We start from the raw sequence: 19,103 nt of genomic DNA on the forward strand, positions 1-19,103 counted from the left end.
CGGGTACTGCGGGGATTGACCGGAAAGAGCGCGACGGGATGCGGCCGCCGCACTCGTGACGTGGATTGTAGTGCGCGCGCTTGACGAGGGAATGAAAAATAAAACGGCCGCGAACACGTCGTTCGCGGCCGTTTCGTCGTGCAACTGACGGCTGTTGTCAGGCTTGCTGACAGATCGGCCGACGGCCGTCACATGAGCGCGGTTCAGCGCAGCGCGTCGATGAGCTTCTCGAGCTTTACCGCGTCGGCGGCGAACACGCGAATGCCTTCGGCAAGTTTTTCCGTCGCCATCGCTTCGTCGTTCAGCTGGAAGCGGAACGACGCCTCGTCGATCGCGACGCGCTCGGTCGGCGTGTCGTGCAGCGCGTCCGGGGACAGCTTGCGCGCGACCGTTTCGTTGCTGTCGTGCAGCTTCTGCAGCAGGTCCGGGCTGATCGTCAGCAGGTCGCAGCCGGCGAGCTCGGTAATCTGGCTGGTCGTGCGGAAGCTCGCGCCCATCACTTCGGTCTTGTAGCCGAATGTCTTGTAGTACGTGTAGATGCGGCGCACCGACTGCACGCCCGGATCGTTCGCGCCGCCGTTCTTCGCTTCGTCCCAGTCGGCGCCGGCCTGCTTCTTGTACCAGTCGTAGATGCGGCCGACGAACGGCGAGATCAGCTGCGCGCCGGCTTCCGCGCATGCGGCAGCCTGCACGAGCGAGAAAAGCAGGGTCATGTTGCACTTGATCCCTTCCTTTTGCAGCACCTCGGCCGCGCGGATGCCTTCCCACGTCGATGCGAGCTTGATCAGGATGCGTTCGCGGCCGACGCCGGCCGCTTCGTACAGCTTGATGAGTTCGCGGCCCTTGTCGATCGAGCGCTGCGTGTCGAACGACAGGCGCGCGTCGACTTCGGTCGACACGCGGCCCGGGATCAGCTTCAGGATCTCGGTGCCGAACGCGATCAGCAGGCGGTCGATGATGAAATCGGTGCTTTCGTTGCGATGATCGCGGACGGTTTTCTCGAGGATCGGCTTGTATGCGTCCTTCTGGACCGCCTTCAGGATCAGCGACGGGTTCGTGGTCGCATCCTGCGGCTTGTATTGCGCAAGCTGCTGGAAATCGCCCGTGTCGGCGACGACGGTCGTGTACTGCTTCAGCTGGTCGAGTGCGTTGGTCATGGCGATTCGGGAGGAGGGCGCGGGGCGCCGGGGTTCTCACGGGCCGCGCGAGCGCGGCAGCGAAGCGAGGCGGCGCAGGCGCCGCCTCCGATCCACTATTCTAGGCCCGATTCGCGTCGCGCACGTTGTGGCGTGCCTTTTGCGTCGCGCACGCGCGCTACGCGGCGCGCCGCGCATTCAGGATCACCTGCGTGACGACGCCCGCGACAAGCCCCCAGAACGCCGGGCCGATCGACAGCAGCGTAAGGCCCGACGCGGTGACCATGAACGTGACGAGCGCGGCTTCGCGCTGCTTCACATCCTGCATCGCATTCGCGAGCCCGCTCATGATCGAGCCGAACAGCGCGAGCGCGGCCACCGACACGACGAGCGCTTTCGGCAGCGCGGCGAACAGCGCGGCGATCGTCGCGCCGAACACGCCGGCGATCAGGTAGAACGTGCCGCACCACACGGCGGCCGTGTAGCGCCTCGCGTGATCGTCGTGCGCTTCGGGGCCCGTGCAGATCGCGGCCGTGATCGCCGCGAGGTTCACGCCGTGCGAGCCGAACGGCGCGAGCAGCAGCGACGCGAGGCCGGTCGTCGCGATCAGCGGCGACGACGGTGTCCGATAGCCGTCCGCGCGCAGCACCGCGATGCCCGGCACGTTTTGCGACGCCATCGCGACGACGAACAGCGGAATGCCGATGCTGACGATCGATGCGATCGAGAACGCGGGCATCGTGAACACGGGTTGCGCGAGCGCGATGTGGAAATGGCTGAAGTCGAGCAGACCGAGCCCGCCTGCGACGGCGGTGCCGACGATCAGCGTCGTGACGATTGCATAGCGCGGCGCGAGCCGCTTGACGATCAGGTACGTGAAGAACATCGCGAGCACGAGCGCCGTCTGGAATTGCGCGGCGCGGAAGATCTCGATGCCGATCTCGAACAGGATGCCCGCGAGCAGCGCGGCCGCGATGCCGGCCGGAATGCGCTTCATCAGCGTGTCGAACAGCCCGCTTACGCCGACGGCCGTCAACAGCACCGCGCACACGACGAACGCGCCGATCGCTTCGGGATACGACACGCCGGGCAGCGATGCGATCAGCAGTGCGGCGCCGGGCGTCGACCATGCGACGACGACGGGCGCGCGAAAGCGCAGCGACAGGCCGATCGTCGTCAGCGCCATCCCGATCGACAGCGCCCAGATCCAAGACGAGATCTGCGCGTCGGTCAGGTGCGCGGCCCGTCCGGCCTGGAACATCAGCACGAGCGAGCTCGTATAACCGGTCATCATCGCGACGAAGCCGGCGACGAGCGTGGACACCGACGTGTCGGCGAAAAAGCGGCGGCCGCCGGCGCGGCCGGCGCTCACGGTGGGCGAAGGGTTCATGCTGTCTCCGGGGCAAGGCCGCCGGGGCGCGGCCTTCGTGTCTGCTGGGTGGGTGCGTTACTTGCTGAGTGCGCGCATCGCGGTTTCTAGGCCGGCGAGCGTGAGCGGATACATGCGCTGACCCAGCACGTCGCGAATGATCGAGACCGATTGCCGGTATTCCCATAGCCGCTCGGGCTCGGGATTCAGCCATGCATGGTGGGGGAACTGATCGGCGAGGCGGCGCAGCCATACGGCGCCGGCTTCCGGGTTGTTGTATTCGACCGAGCCGCCCGGCTGCAGCACTTCGTACGGGCTCATCGTCGCATCGCCGACGAAGATCAGCTTGTAGTCGGGCGTGAACTTGTGCAGCACGTCCCACGTCGCGGTGCGCTCCGAGTGCCGGCGGCGGTTGTTCTTCCACAGGTGGTCGTACACGCAGTTGTGGAAGTAGTAGAACTCCAGATGCTTGAACTCGGCCTTCGCGGCCGAGAACAGCTCCTCGGTGCGCTTGATGTGGTCGTCCATCGAGCCGCCGACGTCGAGCAGCATCAGCACCTTCACGTTGTTGTGGCGCTCGGGCACCATCCGCAGATCCAGCCAGCCGGCGTTCGCGGCGGTGCTGCGGATCGTGCCGGGCAGGTCGAGCTCCTCGGCCGCGCCTTCGCGCGCGAAGCGGCGCAGGCGCCGCAGTGCGACCTTGATGTTGCGCGTGCCGATCTCGACGGAGTCGTCGTAGTCGCGATACGCGCGCGCCTCCCACACCTTGACCGCGGTGCGGTTGCCGTTCGACGGGCCGCCGATGCGCATCCCTTCGGGGTTGTAGCCGCCGTGCCCGAACGGCGACGTGCCGCCGGTGCCGATCCACTTGTTGCCGCCTTCGTGGCGCGCCTTCTGCTCGTCGAGCAATTCCTTCAGGCGCTCCATCAGCTTGTCGAGGCCGCCCAGCGCGTCGATCTGCGCCTTTTCTTCCGGCGACAGCTCCCGTTCGAGCCGCTTCTCGAGCCAGTCGAGCGGAATGTCGAACGCTTCGGACGGCAGCGTGGACACGCCGTGGAAATACGCACCGAACGCCTGGTCGAACTTGTCGAAGTACTGCTCGTCCTTGACGAGCGTCATCCGCGCGAGGAAGTAGAACGCGTCGATCGACGGCGAGATCAGCCCGGCCTTCAGCGATTCGAGCAGCGTCAGGTATTCCTTCACCGAGACGGGCAGCTTGGCTGCGCGCAGCGCGTAGAAGAAATTGAGCAGCATGGCCGGGCCTTCGCGGGTCGATTACCGGTTGTGCCGGTTCATGTAGACGAGCCGCTCGAGCAGGCTCAGATCCTGCTCGTTCTTCAGCAGCGCGCCTGCGAGCGGCGGCACGATCTGCTTCGCATCGGCGCCGCGCAGCGCGTCGGCCGGGATGTTCTCGGCGAGCAGCAGCTTCAGCCAGTCGAGCAGCTCGGACGTCGACGGCTTCTTCTTCAACCCCGACACGCCACGCAACTCGAAGAAGCTCTGCAGTGCCGCGTGCAGCAGCTCTTCGCGGATGTTCGGGAAGTGGACGGCGACGATCTTCTGCATCGTCGCCGCGTCCGGAAACTGGATGTAGTGGAAGAAGCAGCGGCGCAGGAACGCGTCCGGCAGCTCCTTCTCGTTGTTCGACGTGATGATCACGAGCGGGCGGTGCTTCGCGCGAATGGTCTCGCGCGTCTCGTACACGTGGAACTCCATCCGGTCGAGCTCGCGCAGCAGATCGTTCGGGAATTCGATGTCGGCCTTGTCGATCTCGTCGATCAGCAGCACGCTCGGGCGTTCGGCGTCGAAGGCCTGCCACAGCACGCCTTTCACGATGTAGTTCGCGATGTCCTTCACGCGCTCGTCGCCGAGCTGGGAGTCGCGCAGCCGCGACACCGCGTCGTATTCGTACAGGCCCTGCTGCGCCTTCGTCGTCGACTTGATGTGCCATTGCAGCAGCGGCATGTCGAGCGCGGCGGCCACTTCCTCGGCGAGCATGGTCTTGCCGGTGCCGGGCTCGCCCTTGATCAGCAGCGGGCGTTGCAGCGTCAGCGCGGCGTTGACCGCGAGCTTCAGGTCGTCGGTGGCGACGTAGTGCGAGGATCCTTCGAAACGCATGGCGGCGCTCTTCTTAATCGCAAAAAAACCCAGTATAAGTCAGAAGGGCTGTCCGGGCAGGCGGCGCCCGCGTATCGTTGCGGGGCTGCGGCGGGGCGGACCGGGGCGCCAATATGGACGCGTTCCCCGCCGACGCGGTACAATCTGGCCGTTTTTTTTGGCCTGCGTGGCGATCCGATAAGCAAACCGGCGCGGGCCGTTGCCGCTTCGGCGCCAGTTTCCCCTCAAGCTAGGTTACAAGAGCTATGAACAAATTCGTCGGCAAACACGTCGTTGTCGCAGCGCTCGTGGCGCTCGCGGGCAGCGCGCAGGCGGCCGGTGTGGTCGGCAACCCGAAGGACGGGGCGAGCAAGGCCGCCATGTGTATCGGTTGCCACGGCATCCAGGATTACCGCGCGGCGTACCCGGAGGTCTACCGGGTGCCCGTCCTCGGCGGGCAGAACCAGCAATACCTCGAGAACGCGCTGAAGGCCTACCGCAAGAAGGATCGTCACTTCCCGTCGATGAACGCGATCGCCGGTTCGCTGACGGATCAGGACATCGCGGATCTGTCGGCCTACTACGCCGCACAGAAGGCCGACACGAAGGACAATCCCTACAAGTAAAGCGCGCGCCGCCGATTCTTACCGGCGGGACAGGAGCATTCATGAACAACGCATTCAAGACGGCGGCGGTTGCACTGGCGGCCGGCCTCGCGATCGGCACCGCGCATGCGGCAGACATCACGAAGGGCAAGGAACTGGTCGAATCGCACAACTGCGCGGCCTGCCACGGCGCGCAGCTGAACAAGCCGATCAACGCCGAGTATCCGCGCCTCGCGGGCCAGCACGCCGATTACCTCGTGTGGGCGATGCGCCAGTACCAGATGGGCCTGACGAACCCGCTGCTCGGCCGCAACAACGCGATCATGCAGGCGCAGGTGCAGAACCTGTCGGTCAACGACATGAAGGACATCGCGGCCTACATCGAATCGCTGAAAGAGACCGATCTCGTCTTCAAGAAGTAAGCGCGCCGGGCCGTTGCGGCCCGTGCGGCACGAATACCCCGCCGCGGCGGGGTATTTTTTTGTCCGTCGGCCGATATGGCCGCAGCGCTGCGGCGCTCAGTCGCGCGACGCGCGACGCAGGATGCGCTGCAGGTAAGCGTCCGTATCGGGGGGCGTGCCCGTGCGCTGCGCTTCCCAGATCGTTTCGCCGAGGCATTCCATGATCGCGTGCTGCGCTTCGTGCGTCGAGTCGAACTTCGCGGCCAGCTTGTCGTGCGCGGCGCGGATGCCGGGCGGCTGGTCGATCGACAACTGCTCGCTGATCGCGAGATGCATCGACAGATGCAGGAACGGATTCGTGCGGCCTTCCTCGGGCGTGTAATTGCGCGCGGCGGCGCCGTCGGCGTCCGCGAGGTCGTCATGGTATTCGGGGTGCTCGGCGATCCAGTCGGCGGCCATCGCTTCCAGCGGCGTCAGGATCTCGCCTGCGCGCTGCTTGCGCCAGGTTTCGGTGAAAAAGCGACGGACTTCGTCGCGACTCGGATTGAACATGGTGGGGAAACGTCGTGATTCGGGCGGCGTCGTGCCGCGTCGCGCATTGTACGCCGGGTCGGCGCGCGATGCAGGCGGCCTCGTCGCGCGCGAGCGGAACGCGGATTGCAGGCCGTCGTGCGTGGCGGCGGCTGTGGGCGCTGGCTGCTGGTCCGCGCAGGCGGCGCTGACTGCCGCTGCGTCGGCCGCGCGGCGCAACGGGTAAGCGCGGGCTAGGCTGGCCGCCGCCGCGCCGCTACACTCCGACGATTCCCGTCGTCGCGCTCGCGCCGTCTCGCCATGTCCGCCACCGTCCGCTCACCTTCCGCCGCGCTGCAGGGCGCGCTTTATGTCGCGTTGTCCGCCGCCGCGTTCGGCGCGATGGCGATCTTCGGCCGCTATGCGTATGCGGGCGGCGTCGACGTGCTCGGACTATTGATCGTGCGCTTCGCGATCGGGGGTGCGGTCCTCGCCGCGATCGCACGGCACCGCCGCGTCACCTGGCCGCGCGGCCGTGCGCTCGCGCCGCTCGTCGCGATGGGGGCGCTCGGCTACGTCGGGCAGTCGTTCTGCTATTTCAGCGCGCTGCAGCATGCGCAGGCGAGTCTCGTCGCGCTGCTGCTCTACCTGTACCCGGCATTCGTCACGCTGCTCGCCGCGTGGTGGCTCGGCGAGCGTCTCACGCGCGCGAAGGCGATCGCGCTGGTGCTCTGCGTCGCGGGTTCCGCGCTGATGGTCGGCGGCGGCCATGGCGAGCCGCTCGGCATCGCACTTGCGCTGGCCGCCGCGGTGATCTATTCGCTGTACATCGTCGGCGGCACGAAAGCGACGCGCGGCGTCGATCCGGTCGCGACCACCGCGATCATTTGCCTGTCGGCGACCGCGACGCTCGTCGCGATCGCGCTGGTGCGGACCGCAGCGTTCGGCGCGCCGCCGCGCTGGCCGGCGACGGCCGCCGGCTGGGCGTCGATGCTGGCGATCGCGCTGGTGTCAACGGTGGCCGCGATGCTCGCGTTCTTCGCCGGGCTGGAGCGGCTCGGGGCCGCGCGTACGTCGATGTTGTCGACGCTCGAACCGGTCGTGACGGTCGCGCTCGCCGCGCTGCTGTTCGGCGAGGCGCTGGCGCCGCTGCAGTGGGCGGGCGCCGTCGCGATCCTCGCGGCCGTGCTGGCGCTGGTGCGCGCGGGCGGCGCGGCAGCCGACGACGCGACGGCGACGTCCAATGCTTGACGGGAAAGGGGAAGCCGCCGGCGCGTAACGGCGCCGGCCGGCCGCACCGCGCGTGCCGCGAGCAGATAACCCGATGCGATGATTCGTCAGCCGCGGCTGACGCGCATCATTCGTTCGGCGGCGGCGTTTTCGGGCGGAATTCGCACAGCGGCTCGATCGCGCAGTGCCAGCATTCGGGCTTGCGCGCCTTGCATACGTAGCGTCCGTGCAGGATCAGCCAGTGATGCGCGTCGTGCAGGAATTCCTTCGGCGTGAACTTCTCGAGCGCGGCCTCGACGGCCCGCACGTCCTTGCCCGGCGCAAGCCCCGTGCGATTCGCGACGCGGAAGATGTGTGTATCGACCGCGATGGTCGGCTGGCCGAACGCGGTGTTGAGCACCACGTTCGCGGTCTTGCGGCCTACGCCCGGCAGGCTCTCGAGCGCTTCGCGATCGGCCGGCACCTCGCCGTCGTAGCGCTCGAGCAGGATGTTGCACGTCGCGATCACGTTCTTCGCCTTCGTGCGGTACAGACCGATCGTCTTGATGTAGTCGGCGACGCCTTCCTCGCCGAGCGCGACGATTTGTCGCGGGGTGTTCGCGACCGGGAACATCTTCCGCATTGCCTTGTTGACCGACACGTCGGTTGCCTGCGCCGACAGCATCACCGCGATCAGCAACTCGAACGGCGTCGTGTATTCGAGCTCGGTGGTCGGATGCGGATTGAGGCTTTGCAGCGTTTCGTAGATCGCGCGTCGTTTGGTGGCGTTCATGGACGGTGCTTGTCGGGCGGGGCGGACGGGCCGTTTTGCTCGGCGTTGTTGTCTTCTGGCGTGCTGCCGTCGTGGTCGCGGTCGGCTGCCGCGGCCTCGGCGGCACGCTGCGCCTGCTGTTCTGCGAGCCGCTTGCGGCGGGCTTCGGCCGCATCGATCTGCGCCTGCACGGCCGCACTCACGCCCTCGGTGTTCTTCGGCGCGGCGCCTTGCGCGGACAGCTCTTCCTTCTTCTTGCGCGCGCGTTCGAGCGCGGCTGCGATGATCGCGCGTTTCTTCGCGTCGGCGTCGTCGGCGGGTGCGGCGCTCGCTTTGCCTGTGTCTGCCGCGGCCGGCGCGTTGCCCGCACCGGCACTCGCGCTCGCCGCGCGGCGGGCGGCCGCGCGCGCTTCGGCGGCCTCGCGGTCGCGGCGCTGGCGTGCGAGCCTGCGATCGTGGCGTTCGCGCGCGGCGTCGGCCTGTTCTTGCGACCACGCGTCCCAACCGGTGCGCTCGCCGGTGACGGGAACCATCGCGATGCAGTCGACCGGGCAGGGCGGCACGCACAGGTCGCAGCCCGTGCACAGCGATTCGACGATCGTATGCATCTGTTTCGGCGCGCCAACGATCGCATCGACCGGGCACGCCTGCATGCACAGCGTGCAGCCGATGCACAGGTTTTCGTCGATGAACGCGACGGCGCGAGGGTGCTCGGCGCCGTTGACGGGATTCAGCGGAATCACCGGCTTGCCGAGCAGTTTCGCGAGGCGCGCGATGCCTTCGGCGCCGCCGGGCGGGCACTGGTTGTAGTTCGCGTCGCCGGCGGCGATCGCCTCGGCGTACGGACGGCAGCCGTCATAGCCGCACTTCGTGCATTGCGTCTGGGGAAGCAGATCTTCGATGCGATCCGCGAGGGTCTTGGAATCGGTCACGGTGACAACGGGCGCGGCAGCGCCGAATGGCTCTCGGCCACGTCGCACGTGGCCGGAAAGGTTTGCCAAACCTCGATTATCGCCGATTTCCCGCATTGCGCTGGACGCCGTCTATGCGCATAATCGAACCGCTTTTTTGCAGGGGCTCAGCAGTAGGGCGGCCGCGCGCGGCGCGTCCGTTCGACGGCGGCCGGCGCCGAGGCGGTGGGGGTACCGGTCCGGATCACGCGGCTCACATAGCAAAACGCCACCATGAATCAGCCAAAAATCAAAAGAGATCCTGAAGGTACACGCCGCCGCATCCTGATGGCGGCAGCCGAAGAGTTCGCGGGTGGAGGGCTGTTCGGCGCACGCGTCGACCAGATCGCGCGGCGCGCCGAAACCAACGAGCGCATGCTGTATTACTACTTCGGCAGCAAGGAGCAGTTGTTTACGGCCGTGCTCGAACACGCGTTCTCCGCGCTGACCGAAGCCGAGCGCGTGCTCGATCTCGATGGCGTCGCGCCCGTCGAAGCCGTCACGCGGCTCGCACATTTCGTGTGGGACTACTACCGCGACCACCCCGAACTACTGCGGCTCATCAACAACGAGAACCTCCACGAAGCGCGCTACCTGCACAAGTCGACGCGGATCCGCGAGATGATGTCGCCGATCGTCGCGAAGCTCGGCAACGTGCTGATGCGCGGCCAGAAGGCCGGGCTGTTCCGCAGCGACGTCGATCCACTGCGCTTCTACGTAACGCTGTCGGGACTCGGCTACTACATCGTGTCGAACCGCTTCACGCTCGCCGCGACGCTCGGCCGCGACTTCAGCGAAGCCGACGAGCGCGCGGAGATGGTCCGGATGAACACCGAGGTGTTGCTAGCGTATCTGCTGCGGCGCTGAGCCGACGAATCGACGAACCACTGGGCCCCCCGACGCAAAAACGCCGCCGTGCGCAAGCTCCGGCGGCGTTTTTGCGTCGGAACGCAGCGTGTCAGGCGGCCTTGCGGGCGCGCACCGGCTTCGCGCGCGTGCTGCCTGCGCGTTTCGCGCTTGGCGCGGCCTTCGCGGCCGGCGTCCTCACGGGGGCGACCGTCACCGCCGGCGCTTTCGTGCGCGTGCGTTTCGCGGCGGCGGCGCGCGCCGTCGTTTCGGGCTGCGGCGTGGTGGCGGCCGGTACGCCGCCGATCGCGGTCGCGTCCTGCGCATCGGGCGGCAGCTTCGCCGCGCCGTTCTTCGGTTCCGGCGCGTGCTCGCGGATGAAGTCGCGCAGCTGCGGGTAGATGATCGTGCGCCAGCGGCGGCCCGAGAAGATCCCGTAGTGACCGCATTTCTCGGCGGTCAGGCTGCGGCGGTCGTCCTGCGGGATGCCCGTGCACAGCTCATGCGCGACGTGCGTCTGGCCGCTGCCCGAGATGTCGTCGAGCTCGCCCTCGATCGTCATCAGTGCGGTGCGCTTGATGTCCTGCGGACGCACGCGCTCGCCCTCGACGTCCCACGTGCCTTCCGCGAGCCGGAACTCCTGGAACACGATGCGGATCGTTTCGAGGTAATACTCGGCCGCCATGTCGAGCACCGCGTTGTACTCGTCATAGAAGCGGCGGTGCGCCTCGGCATCGTCCTCGTCGCCGCGCAGCAGGCTCTGGTAGAAGTCCCAGTGCGATTGCGCGTGGCGTTCGGGGTTCATCGCGACGAAGCCCGTGTGCTGCAGGAAGCCCGGATACACCTGGCGGCCTTCGCCCGGATAGTTCGCGGGCACCGTGTGGATCACGTTGTTCTCGAACCATGCGGTCGAATGTTGCGTAGCCAACGAGTTCACGGACGTCGGGCTCCGACGCGCGTCGATCGGGCCGCCCATCATCGTCATCGTGAGCGGCGTGTCCTCGCCGCGGCTTGCCATCAGCGAGATCGCGGCGAGCACCGGCACCGTCGGCTGGCATACCGAGATCACGTGCAGATTGCGTGCACCGATGTGGCGGATGAATTCCTGGATGTACGCGATGTAGTCGTGCAGGTGGAACGGGCCGACCTCGACCGGCACCATCCGCGCGTCGATCCAGTCGGTGATGTACACCTTGTGATCCTGCAGCAGCGTGCGCACGGTGTCGCGCAGCAGCGTCGAATGGTGGCCCGACAGCGGCGCGCAGACCAGCACGACCGGCTCGTCCTTCAGCTGGGTGACGGCGTCGGCGTCGTCCGAGTAGCGCTTGAAGCGCAGCAGCCGGCAGAACGGCTTCTCGATGATCGTCTGCTCGACGATCGGAATGTTGTGGCCGTCCTTGACGATCTGATGAATGTTGAATTCGGGCTTCTCGTAGTCCTTGCCGAGCCGGTACATCAGTTCGTACGCGGCGGCCATCCGCGTCGCGCCGGGCATCAGCGAGAACGGGCTGGACGGATTGGCGAACGACTTGGAAGCGGCCTGGGCCCAGGCCGTAAGCGGGCTCAGCATGGCCCGCTGGAATTCGTGCAATTGGTAAAGCATGCAGACAACTCCCGCGTGGGGGACGGTGCGGGCGGCGTGGGGCGTCGCGGCGTGCCGTGTGGGTCAGCGACCGGCCATGTTGCAGCGCGGCCGGACAATCGAGTCGATCATATCGGACAACGATGGGTGTTGCAATGCAACATTTCCTCAATTTTTCATCAAACTTTTGCGAATTGACGTTCTCTGAAAAAGCCGGCCCCCGCCGCCCGTCAACGCCCCGTCGCCACGGCCGGCGCGGGCTGGCCGGCGGCGCGCGCCATTGCTTCTTCGTGGTGCATCAGGTTCATTGCGGTATGCACGAGCGCCACGTGCGAGAACGCCTGCGGGAAATTACCGACGAGCCGGCCGTCCACCGGATCGTATTCCTCGGCGAGCAGCCCGAGATCGTTCGACAGCGCGAGCAGGCGGCTGAACAGCCGGTGCGCGTCGTCGATCCGGCCGAGCAGCGCGTAGTTGTCGACCAGCCAGAAGCTGCATGCGAGAAACGTGCCTTCGCCGGGCGGCAGACCGTCGTCGTACTCGGTCGTGCGGTAGCGCATCACGAGTCCGTCGTGCAGCAATTCCCGCTCGATCGCATCGACGGTGCCCACGATGCGCGGGTCCTCGGGCGGCAGGAAGCCGAGCAGCGGCATCAGCAGCACGCTCGCATCCAGCTCGTCGCTGCCGTAGCTTTGCGCGAACGCCTGTTTGCCTTCATGCCATGCGTTGGCGCACACATCCGCGTGGATCCGGTCGCGCAGTGCGCGCCACCGGTCGAGCGAGCCGGGCAGCCTGAACATCTCGGCCGACTTGATCGCGCGATCGAACGCGACCCACGCCATCACCTTCGAGAACGTGAAATGGCGGCGGCCGCCGCGCGTTTCCCAGATGCCTTCGTCGGGCTCCTGCCAGATCTTCTCGAGATGGTCGAGCAGCGAGCACTGCACGGACCACACGGTGTCGTCGGCCTGCAGCCCGCCCACGCGCGCGAGGTGCAGCGCGGCCATCACTTCGCCGAACACGTCGAGCTGCAGCTGGTTCGCGGCGCCGTTGCCGACGCGCACCGGTTTCGAATCCTGGTAGCCGGGCAGCCAGTCGAGTTCCATTTCGGGCAGGCGGCGCTCGCCCGCGATCCCGTACATGATCTGGATCTGCTCGGGCGAGCCGGCCATCACGCGGCCGAGCCACGTGCGCCACGCGCGCGCCTCGTCGTAGTAGCCGCCGCGCATCAGCGCGAGCAGCGTGATGGTCGCGTCGCGCAGCCAGCAGTAACGGTAGTCCCAGTTCCGGTTGCCGCCGATCTTCTCGGGCAGCGATGTGGTCGGCGCGGCGACGATCCCGCCGGTCGGCTCGTACGCGAGCGCCTTCAGCGTGATCAGCGAGCGGCGCACGGCCGCCGCGTAGCGGCCTTGCACCTGGCAGCGTCCCGACCATTCGAGCCAGTAGTTCTCGGTGCGTGCAAGCATCGACAGCGGGTCGCGCGCGGGCGGCAGCCGCAGGTGCGACGCCGCATAGCCGAGCGAGAACGGCACGCGCTCGTCGGCACTCACCGTGAACTCGGCGAGCGTGTGCAGATTCTTGCCGATGAGCGGCACGGGCGTGCGCAGCACGACCGTATCGGGGCCGGCGATGGCTTTCATCCCGTTTTCACGCGACAGCTGCGTGACCCAGGGAATCGAGAAACCGTAGTCGAAGCGCAACACGAGTTCCATCCGCATCTTCATCGTGCCGTGGCGGCCGACGACGATCCGCACGAATTCCGACCAGCCGTTGCCGGGCGGCATGAAGTCGATCACCGTAACGGCGCCGTCGGCGCTTTCGTAGTCGGTTTCGAGAATCAGCGTGTCGCCGCGATAGCGGCGTGTCGTGTGCGTGATCGCGACGTCGGCGGCCGGCGCGAGCAGCCAGCGGCCGTGTTCCGGCGTGCCGACGAGCGCCGCGAAACAGGCGCCCGAATCGAAGCGGGGCCAGCACAGCCAGTCGACGGAGCCGTCTCTTGAAACCAGCGCGGCCGTATGGCCGTCGCCGACAAGGGCGTAGTCTTCGATCAGGGCGGGCATGGGCAAGCGGTCCTTGGGTTATTCGAGTTCACAATGCAGGCTGCGGCGTCCGGGCTTCACGTGCCGGCGCCGCGCCCCGTATACTCGGCCGGGCGGCGGAGCGCGTTGACGGCCGGCGTTTCGTCCTATCTCAACACTTGAAGCGACTCGATGCAAGGAGGATTCAATGCCCAACCGTTTACGCGAGCATGACGCGCGCGCCACGACACGAGGGTTCCCGCTTAGGCTCGCTCACTGGATGAAAGGTTTCGCGATCGTCCTGTCGCTGTCCGCGAACCACGCATTCGCGCAGCAAGCGCCGGCACCGGCCGACGGCGTCTACAACCTGCTCGTCGGCACCTATACGGGCCACGGCAGCGACGGGATCTACGTGTACCGCTTCGATACGAAAACGGGCAGCGTCGCGCCCGTGTCGTCCGCGAAAACGGTGAACCCTTCCTATCTGTTGCCGAGCCGCGACGGTCGCACCGTCTATGCGGTCAACGAACTGCCCGGCGACAACGGGCCGGCCGCGCAGCGCGGCGGCATCAGCGCGTTCGGCTTCGATGCGAAGACAGGCACGCTCACGTTCATCGACCGCGTGTCGTCGGAAGGGAACGACCCCTGCTATCTCGCGCTGTCGCCGGACGGCAAGTACCTCGTCACCGCGAACTACTCGGTCGCCGCCGATCCGGGCGGCAGCTTCGCCGTGTTCCCGGTGCGTGACGGCGGCGCCGTCGACCCGGCCGTGCTCACGGTGCACCATGAAGGCACCGGGCCCGTGAAAGGCCGTCAGGACGGCGCGCACGTGCATTCGACCGTGTTCTCGCCGGATGGGCGGTACCTGTTCGTGCAGGATCTCGGCGCCGACAAGATCTACGGCTATCGCTATACCGTCGACGGCAGCCGCGGGCTAATCAGTCCGACCGATACGCGCTATACGCCGGTGAAGGCCGGTTCCGGTCCTCGTCACATGGTGTTCAGTGCCGACGGCCGGTTCGCGTACGTGACGAGCGAGCTCAACGCGTCGGTCGAGGTGTTCGGTTATCGGGACGGCAAGCTGACGCCGCTGCAGACGCTGCCGATGACCGTGCCGGGCTTCAAGGGCAAGGTCGGCGGCGGCGCGATCCACCTGTCGCCGGACGGGCGGTTCCTGTACGCGAGCAATCGCGGTGACGTGAACGAAATCGTGATCTACGCGGTGAACCAGGCCGACGGCCGGCTGAAGACGGTGGGCCGCCAGTCGAGCCTCGGCAAGACGCCGCGCGAATTCCTGATCGATCCGACCGGCAAGTGGCTGATCGTCGGCAACCAGGACAGCGATACGTTCTACGTATTCGGCCGCGACGTCGCAACGGGCCAGCTAGCTCCGAATCCGCAGAAGGTGGCGGTCGGCAGCCCGGTGGACTTCAAGCTCGTACCGGTCGCGCAGTAAAACGCGGTCGATTCACGGTCGATCCCCGGTCGATGCGAAAAGGGCGCTGCCGACGCAGCGCCCTTCGTACTGTGGGCAGCCGCTTGCGCGGCGCGCCCGTAAGCGATGCCGGCGGCCGTGCGGCCGCGATGCTCAGTCGGCCGCGGCCGGCACGAGCACCTCCCGGCTGCCGTTGATGCCCATCGACGATACGAGGCCGGCCGCTTCCATTTGCTCGACGAGACGCGCGGCGCGGTTGTAGCCGATCCGCAGCTGGCGCTGCACCGACGAAATCGACGCGCGCCGCGTGCGCACGACGAACGCGACCGCCTCGTCATACAGTGGATCCGCTTCCGCATCCGGCGCATCGCCGAACAGGTCCTGCGTCGCGCCGTCGGCTGCCGGGCCGTCGAGAATCCCTTCCTCGTACTGCGGCTCGCCGAACTGCTTCAGGTATTCGACGATCCGGTGCACTTCCTCGTCGGCGACGAACGCGCCGTGCACGCGCTGCGGGTAGCCGGTGCCCGGCGGCAGGAACAGCATGTCGCCCTGGCCGAGCAGCGATTCGGCGCCCATCTGGTCGAGGATCGTGCGCGAATCGATCTTCGACGACACCTGGAACGCGACGCGCGTCGGGATGTTCGCCTTGATCAGGCCGGTGATCACGTCGACGGACGGACGCTGCGTCGCGAGGATCAGGTGAATGCCGGCCGCGCGCGCCTTCTGAGCGAGTCGGGCAATCAACTCCTCGATCTTCTTGCCGGCGACCATCATCAGGTCGGCCAGTTCGTCGATCACGACGACGATCAGCGGCAGCTTCGACAGCGGCTCGGGATCGTCGGGCGTCAGCGAGAACGGATTGCCGATCTTCTTTTCCTTTGCCTCGGCGTCGCGGATCTTCTGGTTGAAACCCGCGAGATTGCGCACGCCGACGGCCGACATCAGCCGGTACCGCTTCTCCATTTCGCCGACGCACCAGTTCAGCGCATTCGCCGCGAGCTTCATGTCGGTGACGACCGGCGCGAGCAGATGCGGGATGCCTTCATAGACCGACAGTTCAAGCATCTTCGGGTCGATCATGATCAGCCGCACGTCCTCGGGCGTCGCCTTGTACAGCAGCGAGAGGATCATCGCGTTGATCGCGACCGACTTGCCCGAGCCCGTCGTGCCGGCGACCAGCATGTGCGGCGCTTTCGCGAGATCGGTGACGACCGGGTGGCCGGTGATGTCCTTGCCCATCGCGATCGTCAGCTGCGATGCCGAATGCTGGTACTGGCGCGATTCGAGGATTTCCGACAGCCGGATCATCTGGCGCTTCGCGTTCGGCAGTTCGAGGCCCATGCAGGTCTTGCCGGGAATTGTCTCGACGACGCGGATCGACGTGAGGCCGAGGCCGCGCGACAGGTCCTTCATCAGGCCGACGATCTGGCTGCCGCGCACGCCGAGTGCGGGCTCGATCTCGAAGCGCGTGATCACCGGGCCCGCCGATGCACCGACCACCGTCACCGGCACCTTGAACTCCTGCAGCCGCTGCTCGATCACCTGGGCCGTTTGGGCGAGATGTTCGTCGGTGATCGGTTCGACGTCGTCGGACGCGGGCTCGAGCAGGTCGAGCGTCGGCAGTTCGACGTTGAACGACGCGGGCGCGTGGAATTCGAAAGCGTTCGGACGCGGCGGGCGGGCGGGGGCGGCGGCTGCGTCGGGGGCCGGGGCGGCCGGTTGGGCTGCTGCTTGTGACGCATCGGTTGCCGGCGTCAACGTGGCGGCAGCGAGAGGCGCGCTCACCCAGGGCGCGGGGGCGGTGATGTCGGCGGCCACCGGCGGCTGGGCGGCTGCAAGCGTCGACCAGCTTGCCGGCGAAGCGGCGGGCGTCTGCGGCGTGGCAACGGACTGAATCTGCGGCGCGGGCACGGGCGCGTTCGATGGTGCAGGGGTGGCTGCGCCGACCGGCGTCCGCGCAGTCGATGCGGGCGGCAACGTCGATGCCGGCGCGATGGGGGAAGCGGGCGGCGTCAGAGAGGCAGCCGATGCGGGCGTGGACGCAACGGCGCTGGCGGGCGCCGCCGGCGTCGCGCCGAACGCCGCGGGCGAAGCGGTTCCTGCGGTGTTTGTCGACGCGAGTGCGTTGGAATGCGGTAACGGAACCGCGACAGCCGCGGGCACGGTAGCGGTTGCCGGCGGCGTTGCTCCAGCCAGTGCGGCCGGCGTACCGATCGTCGGCGCGTCGGGGGCGCGGTTCGACGGCGCGGCCGAAGGTGTGACAAGTGTGCTCGATGTTGCGGTGAGCGCACTTGCGCGCTGCCCGGACGTTGCCGCCGTGGCGGTCGCGCTCGGCGCCGGTTGCGATACGGATGCACCAGAGATCGTGCCGGTGCTTGCGGGGGCCGACGCGGCGGGTGATGAGGTTGCCGCGATCGCGGCGGTCCCAGCGGTGCCTGTTGCGGTGGCTGCGAGCGGGGCCGATCCGTGAGGCTGCGTCGTGATCGGACTGGAAGCGTTGGCGACTGAGGTCGACGCGGAAGTCGGCGCGGAAGTCGGCGCAGAAGTCGGCGCAGAAGTCGGCGCAGAAGTCGGCGCGGACGCGACCGGCGCAGCGGCGAAAGGTTTCGCGGCGAAGGACGCGTTCGTCGCAGACGCAGGGGTGGCGCCTGCAGCCGCGCTGTTGGGCGCGGCCGCAAAATCCGCGCCGGCGGCGATGCGCGGCGCGGCGGGCTCCGGCGTGGAAAGGGACGCCGGTGCTGCTGGAGGCGCAGACGGCGGCACGGCGGACGGGAACGAACCGCCAGCCGCTGGCGGCGGTGTAACAGTGCCGGACACAGGCGTCAAAGCGTCGCGCGCGGGCGGCGCGGCAACGGGCATGCGCCCGCCGGCATCCTCCGTGGTCCCGATGGCGCCCGCGGGCGCGGATGGCGCAATCGACATGACTGTCGCTGCGGGGGGCGCCAACGTGGCCGGGCGCGACATCGAATCGGGAGCCGTATACGTCATGCCGGCAATCGCAGGCGCCGCCGCGACAGTCGGGCTGGCCGAACCATTTGCCTGCGCGGGCGCAGCGGAAGCCGGCGCGTTGCCGACTGACGACGCACCGGCTGCCAATGCCGCTTCAGCGACCGAGGAAGGTTCGGCGGGCAGCGATTGTGACGGCTGGGCCGATGCAGGAGCGTTGCCAGAGACGGATTCCGTGGTCGCGGAGACGGCCGTTGATGGAGCAGGCGCGGGTACCCACACGCGTCCCGTTGCCGATGGCGCTGCGCGTTGCGGGTCTGCCGGCGGCGTAGCGGTTTCGCCGTCGTCCTTTGCTGCCGCGCTCGAGACCGTTCCGGTCAGGGCGTCGGCCGGGGCCGCACCCGACGCGGGCAGCGGTGCAGCCGCGATTCCAGCGAGCGGCATCGGGATCGTGTCGCCAACTGCCCGCGCCGGCGTTGCGGTCGTCGACGAAGCGGGGAGGGGAGGGGGCAGCGCGGCCGGTTCGGCGGGTTTCACGCGGTCCGTAATTTCGTCCGTGCCGCCCATCGTTTCGGCCGATGCGAAGGAATCGGCCGGCTGAGCGGCGGGCGACGCATCGAAGCCGGCAATCGGCCGGCTGGCGGCGTCTTCCCACGGTGCAGGATCGATCGGCGTGTCGATTGCCGGCGCGGCGACTGGCACGACGTCTGCATGATGGGGCGGCGCGTCGGCTTCGACGCCGAGATTCGGCGTCGCGGGCTGCGCGGCGTCGGCGAACGTCGTCGGGCCAGTATCGATGAGCGGCATGCGCACGTCTTGGCGGCCTGGCATGAACGCGTCGAGCACGATCGGATCGTCGTCGTATGGCGGCGATGCGGTTTCGTGCGCGTCCGGATCGCGGGCTGCATCGCGCTGTGCGACTGGAGCTTGACCGGAAACCATCGCTCCCGGCGAGGCAGTCGGTGCCGACGCGGCCACGCTGCCTGCTGCAACCGCCGGAGCGGTCGTGCTCGCAGCCGCAGCGCCAGCCGTTGTCGCCGCCCCGTTACTCGGGCGTGCGCCATCGAGCGCCGCCCATTGCGCGGTACTGGCTTCGATCGAGCGCAGCGTGTCGTGCACGCTCGGCGCCGGCGCGATCGGCTCGGCCGGTTGTTGCACCCAGGCATAGAGCGGTGCGCGCGCAGGGGCGGGCGGTGCTGGGCCTGTCTCTTATACACATCTCCGAGC

At 67.7% G+C, this 19,103-nt stretch carries 15 protein-coding genes; 5 read left to right on the forward strand and 10 right to left on the reverse strand.

All coding sequences use genetic code 11. The features are described 5' to 3' along the window. Positions 1–203 precede the first annotated feature (203 nt). The 4 genes from tal to KDW55_RS26890 all read right to left on the reverse strand — a co-directional run bounded on the left by tal (position 204) and on the right by KDW55_RS26890 (position 4,623). A complete protein-coding gene (tal, locus tag KDW55_RS26875) occupies positions 204–1,157 on the reverse strand; it encodes a transaldolase (protein WP_040144753.1) in 954 nt (317 codons plus the stop codon). A 157-nt stretch (positions 1,158–1,314) separates the two neighbouring features. Continuing rightward, the gene (locus KDW55_RS26880) at positions 1,315–2,526 is read right to left on the reverse strand and encodes a benzoate/H(+) symporter BenE family transporter (RefSeq protein ID WP_212161764.1); all 1,212 of its coding nucleotides are present in this window, start codon (positions 2,524–2,526) and stop codon (positions 1,315–1,317) included. 57 nt (positions 2,527–2,583) lie between these two features. Beyond that, a complete protein-coding gene (locus KDW55_RS26885) occupies positions 2,584–3,759 on the reverse strand; it encodes a VWA domain-containing protein (protein ID WP_040144751.1) in 1,176 nt (391 codons plus the stop codon). A gap of 21 nt (positions 3,760–3,780) precedes the next feature. Beyond that, the gene (locus tag KDW55_RS26890) at positions 3,781–4,623 is read right to left on the reverse strand and encodes a MoxR family ATPase (protein WP_040144750.1); all 843 of its coding nucleotides are present in this window, start codon (positions 4,621–4,623) and stop codon (positions 3,781–3,783) included. Positions 4,624–4,868: 245 nt separating this feature from the next. Between KDW55_RS26890 and KDW55_RS26895 the strand changes: the two genes are divergently transcribed. Beyond that, a complete protein-coding gene (locus KDW55_RS26895; protein WP_006478192.1) occupies positions 4,869–5,228 on the forward strand; it encodes a cytochrome c in 360 nt (119 codons plus the stop codon). A 41-nt stretch (positions 5,229–5,269) separates the two neighbouring features. Beyond that, positions 5,270–5,629, forward strand: coding sequence for a cytochrome c (locus KDW55_RS26900; protein WP_040144749.1), 360 nt, complete (start codon positions 5,270–5,272; stop codon positions 5,627–5,629). Between the two features lie 96 nt (positions 5,630–5,725). On the opposite strand, the gene KDW55_RS26905 is transcribed toward KDW55_RS26900, so the two are convergent. Then, positions 5,726–6,160: a DUF1841 family protein gene (locus KDW55_RS26905; RefSeq protein WP_059546360.1), complete on the reverse strand. Its 435-nt coding sequence runs from the start codon at positions 6,158–6,160 to the stop codon at positions 5,726–5,728. 279 nt (positions 6,161–6,439) lie between these two features. On the opposite strand from KDW55_RS26905, the gene KDW55_RS26910 reads away from it, so the two are divergent. Then, the gene (locus KDW55_RS26910) at positions 6,440–7,369 is read left to right on the forward strand and encodes a DMT family transporter (RefSeq protein ID WP_040144746.1); all 930 of its coding nucleotides are present in this window, start codon (positions 6,440–6,442) and stop codon (positions 7,367–7,369) included. A gap of 106 nt (positions 7,370–7,475) precedes the next feature. On the opposite strand, the gene nth is transcribed toward KDW55_RS26910, so the two are convergent. Together nth and rsxB are read right to left on the reverse strand one after the other, a co-directional pair. Further along, entirely contained in the window at positions 7,476–8,120 is a 645-nt protein-coding gene (gene nth / locus KDW55_RS26915) for an endonuclease III (RefSeq protein WP_040144745.1), read from the reverse strand. Continuing rightward, the gene (gene rsxB, locus KDW55_RS26920; RefSeq protein WP_209824490.1) at positions 8,117–9,127 is read right to left on the reverse strand and encodes an electron transport complex subunit RsxB; all 1,011 of its coding nucleotides are present in this window, start codon (positions 9,125–9,127) and stop codon (positions 8,117–8,119) included. The genes nth and rsxB overlap by 4 nt, the downstream gene beginning before the upstream one ends. 156 nt (positions 9,128–9,283) lie before the next feature. Here rsxB and KDW55_RS26925 point away from each other — a divergent pair, with 156 nt between their 5' ends. Next, entirely contained in the window at positions 9,284–9,916 is a 633-nt protein-coding gene (locus tag KDW55_RS26925; RefSeq protein ID WP_040144743.1) for a TetR family transcriptional regulator, read from the forward strand. Between the two features lie 91 nt (positions 9,917–10,007). Here the strand turns inward: KDW55_RS26925 and phaZ are convergent, their stop codons facing one another. Next, positions 10,008–11,498: a polyhydroxyalkanoate depolymerase gene (phaZ, locus tag KDW55_RS26930; protein WP_040144742.1), complete on the reverse strand. Its 1,491-nt coding sequence runs from the start codon at positions 11,496–11,498 to the stop codon at positions 10,008–10,010. Positions 11,499–11,707: 209 nt separating this feature from the next. After that, on the reverse strand, positions 11,708–13,537 hold the full coding sequence (locus KDW55_RS26935; protein ID WP_069241604.1) for a glycoside hydrolase family 15 protein: 1,830 nt from the start codon (positions 13,535–13,537) through the stop codon (positions 11,708–11,710). Positions 13,538–13,703: 166 nt separating this feature from the next. Here KDW55_RS26935 and KDW55_RS26940 point away from each other — a divergent pair, with 166 nt between their 5' ends. Then, positions 13,704–14,951, forward strand: coding sequence for a lactonase family protein (locus tag KDW55_RS26940; RefSeq protein WP_156432188.1), 1,248 nt, complete (start codon positions 13,704–13,706; stop codon positions 14,949–14,951). A 132-nt stretch (positions 14,952–15,083) separates the two neighbouring features. Here the strand turns inward: KDW55_RS26940 and KDW55_RS29670 are convergent, their stop codons facing one another. Continuing rightward, positions 15,084–18,818, reverse strand: a complete 3,735-nt coding sequence (locus KDW55_RS29670; RefSeq protein ID WP_282972729.1) for a DNA translocase FtsK — start codon at positions 18,816–18,818, stop codon at positions 15,084–15,086. Positions 18,819–19,103 lie beyond the last annotated feature (285 nt).

Source organism: Burkholderia sp. AU19243, from assembly GCF_018148075.1.
Classification (GTDB): domain Bacteria; phylum Pseudomonadota; class Gammaproteobacteria; order Burkholderiales; family Burkholderiaceae; genus Burkholderia; species Burkholderia latens_A.

What these genes read in the sequence shown, in the direction of transcription:
- tal (WP_040144753.1), bottom strand. Translation starts at nt 1,157, where the DNA reads ATGACCAACGCACTCGACCAGCTGAAGCAGTACACGACCGTCGTCGCC.
- KDW55_RS26880 (WP_212161764.1), bottom strand. Translation starts at nt 2,526, where the DNA reads ATGAACCCTTCGCCCACCGTGAGCGCCGGCCGCGCCGGCGGCCGCCGC.
- KDW55_RS26885 (WP_040144751.1), bottom strand. Translation starts at nt 3,759, where the DNA reads ATGCTGCTCAATTTCTTCTACGCGCTGCGCGCAGCCAAGCTGCCCGTC.
- KDW55_RS26890 (WP_040144750.1), bottom strand. Translation starts at nt 4,623, where the DNA reads ATGCGTTTCGAAGGATCCTCGCACTACGTCGCCACCGACGACCTGAAG.
- KDW55_RS26895 (WP_006478192.1), top strand. Translation starts at nt 4,869, where the DNA reads ATGAACAAATTCGTCGGCAAACACGTCGTTGTCGCAGCGCTCGTGGCG.
- KDW55_RS26900 (WP_040144749.1), top strand. Translation starts at nt 5,270, where the DNA reads ATGAACAACGCATTCAAGACGGCGGCGGTTGCACTGGCGGCCGGCCTC.
- KDW55_RS26905 (WP_059546360.1), bottom strand. Translation starts at nt 6,160, where the DNA reads ATGTTCAATCCGAGTCGCGACGAAGTCCGTCGCTTTTTCACCGAAACC.
- KDW55_RS26910 (WP_040144746.1), top strand. Translation starts at nt 6,440, where the DNA reads ATGTCCGCCACCGTCCGCTCACCTTCCGCCGCGCTGCAGGGCGCGCTT.
- nth (WP_040144745.1), bottom strand. Translation starts at nt 8,120, where the DNA reads ATGAACGCCACCAAACGACGCGCGATCTACGAAACGCTGCAAAGCCTC.
- rsxB (WP_209824490.1), bottom strand. Translation starts at nt 9,127, where the DNA reads ATGCGGGAAATCGGCGATAATCGAGGTTTGGCAAACCTTTCCGGCCAC.
- KDW55_RS26925 (WP_040144743.1), top strand. Translation starts at nt 9,284, where the DNA reads ATGAATCAGCCAAAAATCAAAAGAGATCCTGAAGGTACACGCCGCCGC.
- phaZ (WP_040144742.1), bottom strand. Translation starts at nt 11,498, where the DNA reads ATGCTTTACCAATTGCACGAATTCCAGCGGGCCATGCTGAGCCCGCTT.
- KDW55_RS26935 (WP_069241604.1), bottom strand. Translation starts at nt 13,537, where the DNA reads ATGCCCGCCCTGATCGAAGACTACGCCCTTGTCGGCGACGGCCATACG.
- KDW55_RS26940 (WP_156432188.1), top strand. Translation starts at nt 13,704, where the DNA reads ATGCCCAACCGTTTACGCGAGCATGACGCGCGCGCCACGACACGAGGG.
- KDW55_RS29670 (WP_282972729.1), bottom strand. Translation starts at nt 18,818, where the DNA reads ATGGTTTCCGGTCAAGCTCCAGTCGCACAGCGCGATGCAGCCCGCGAT.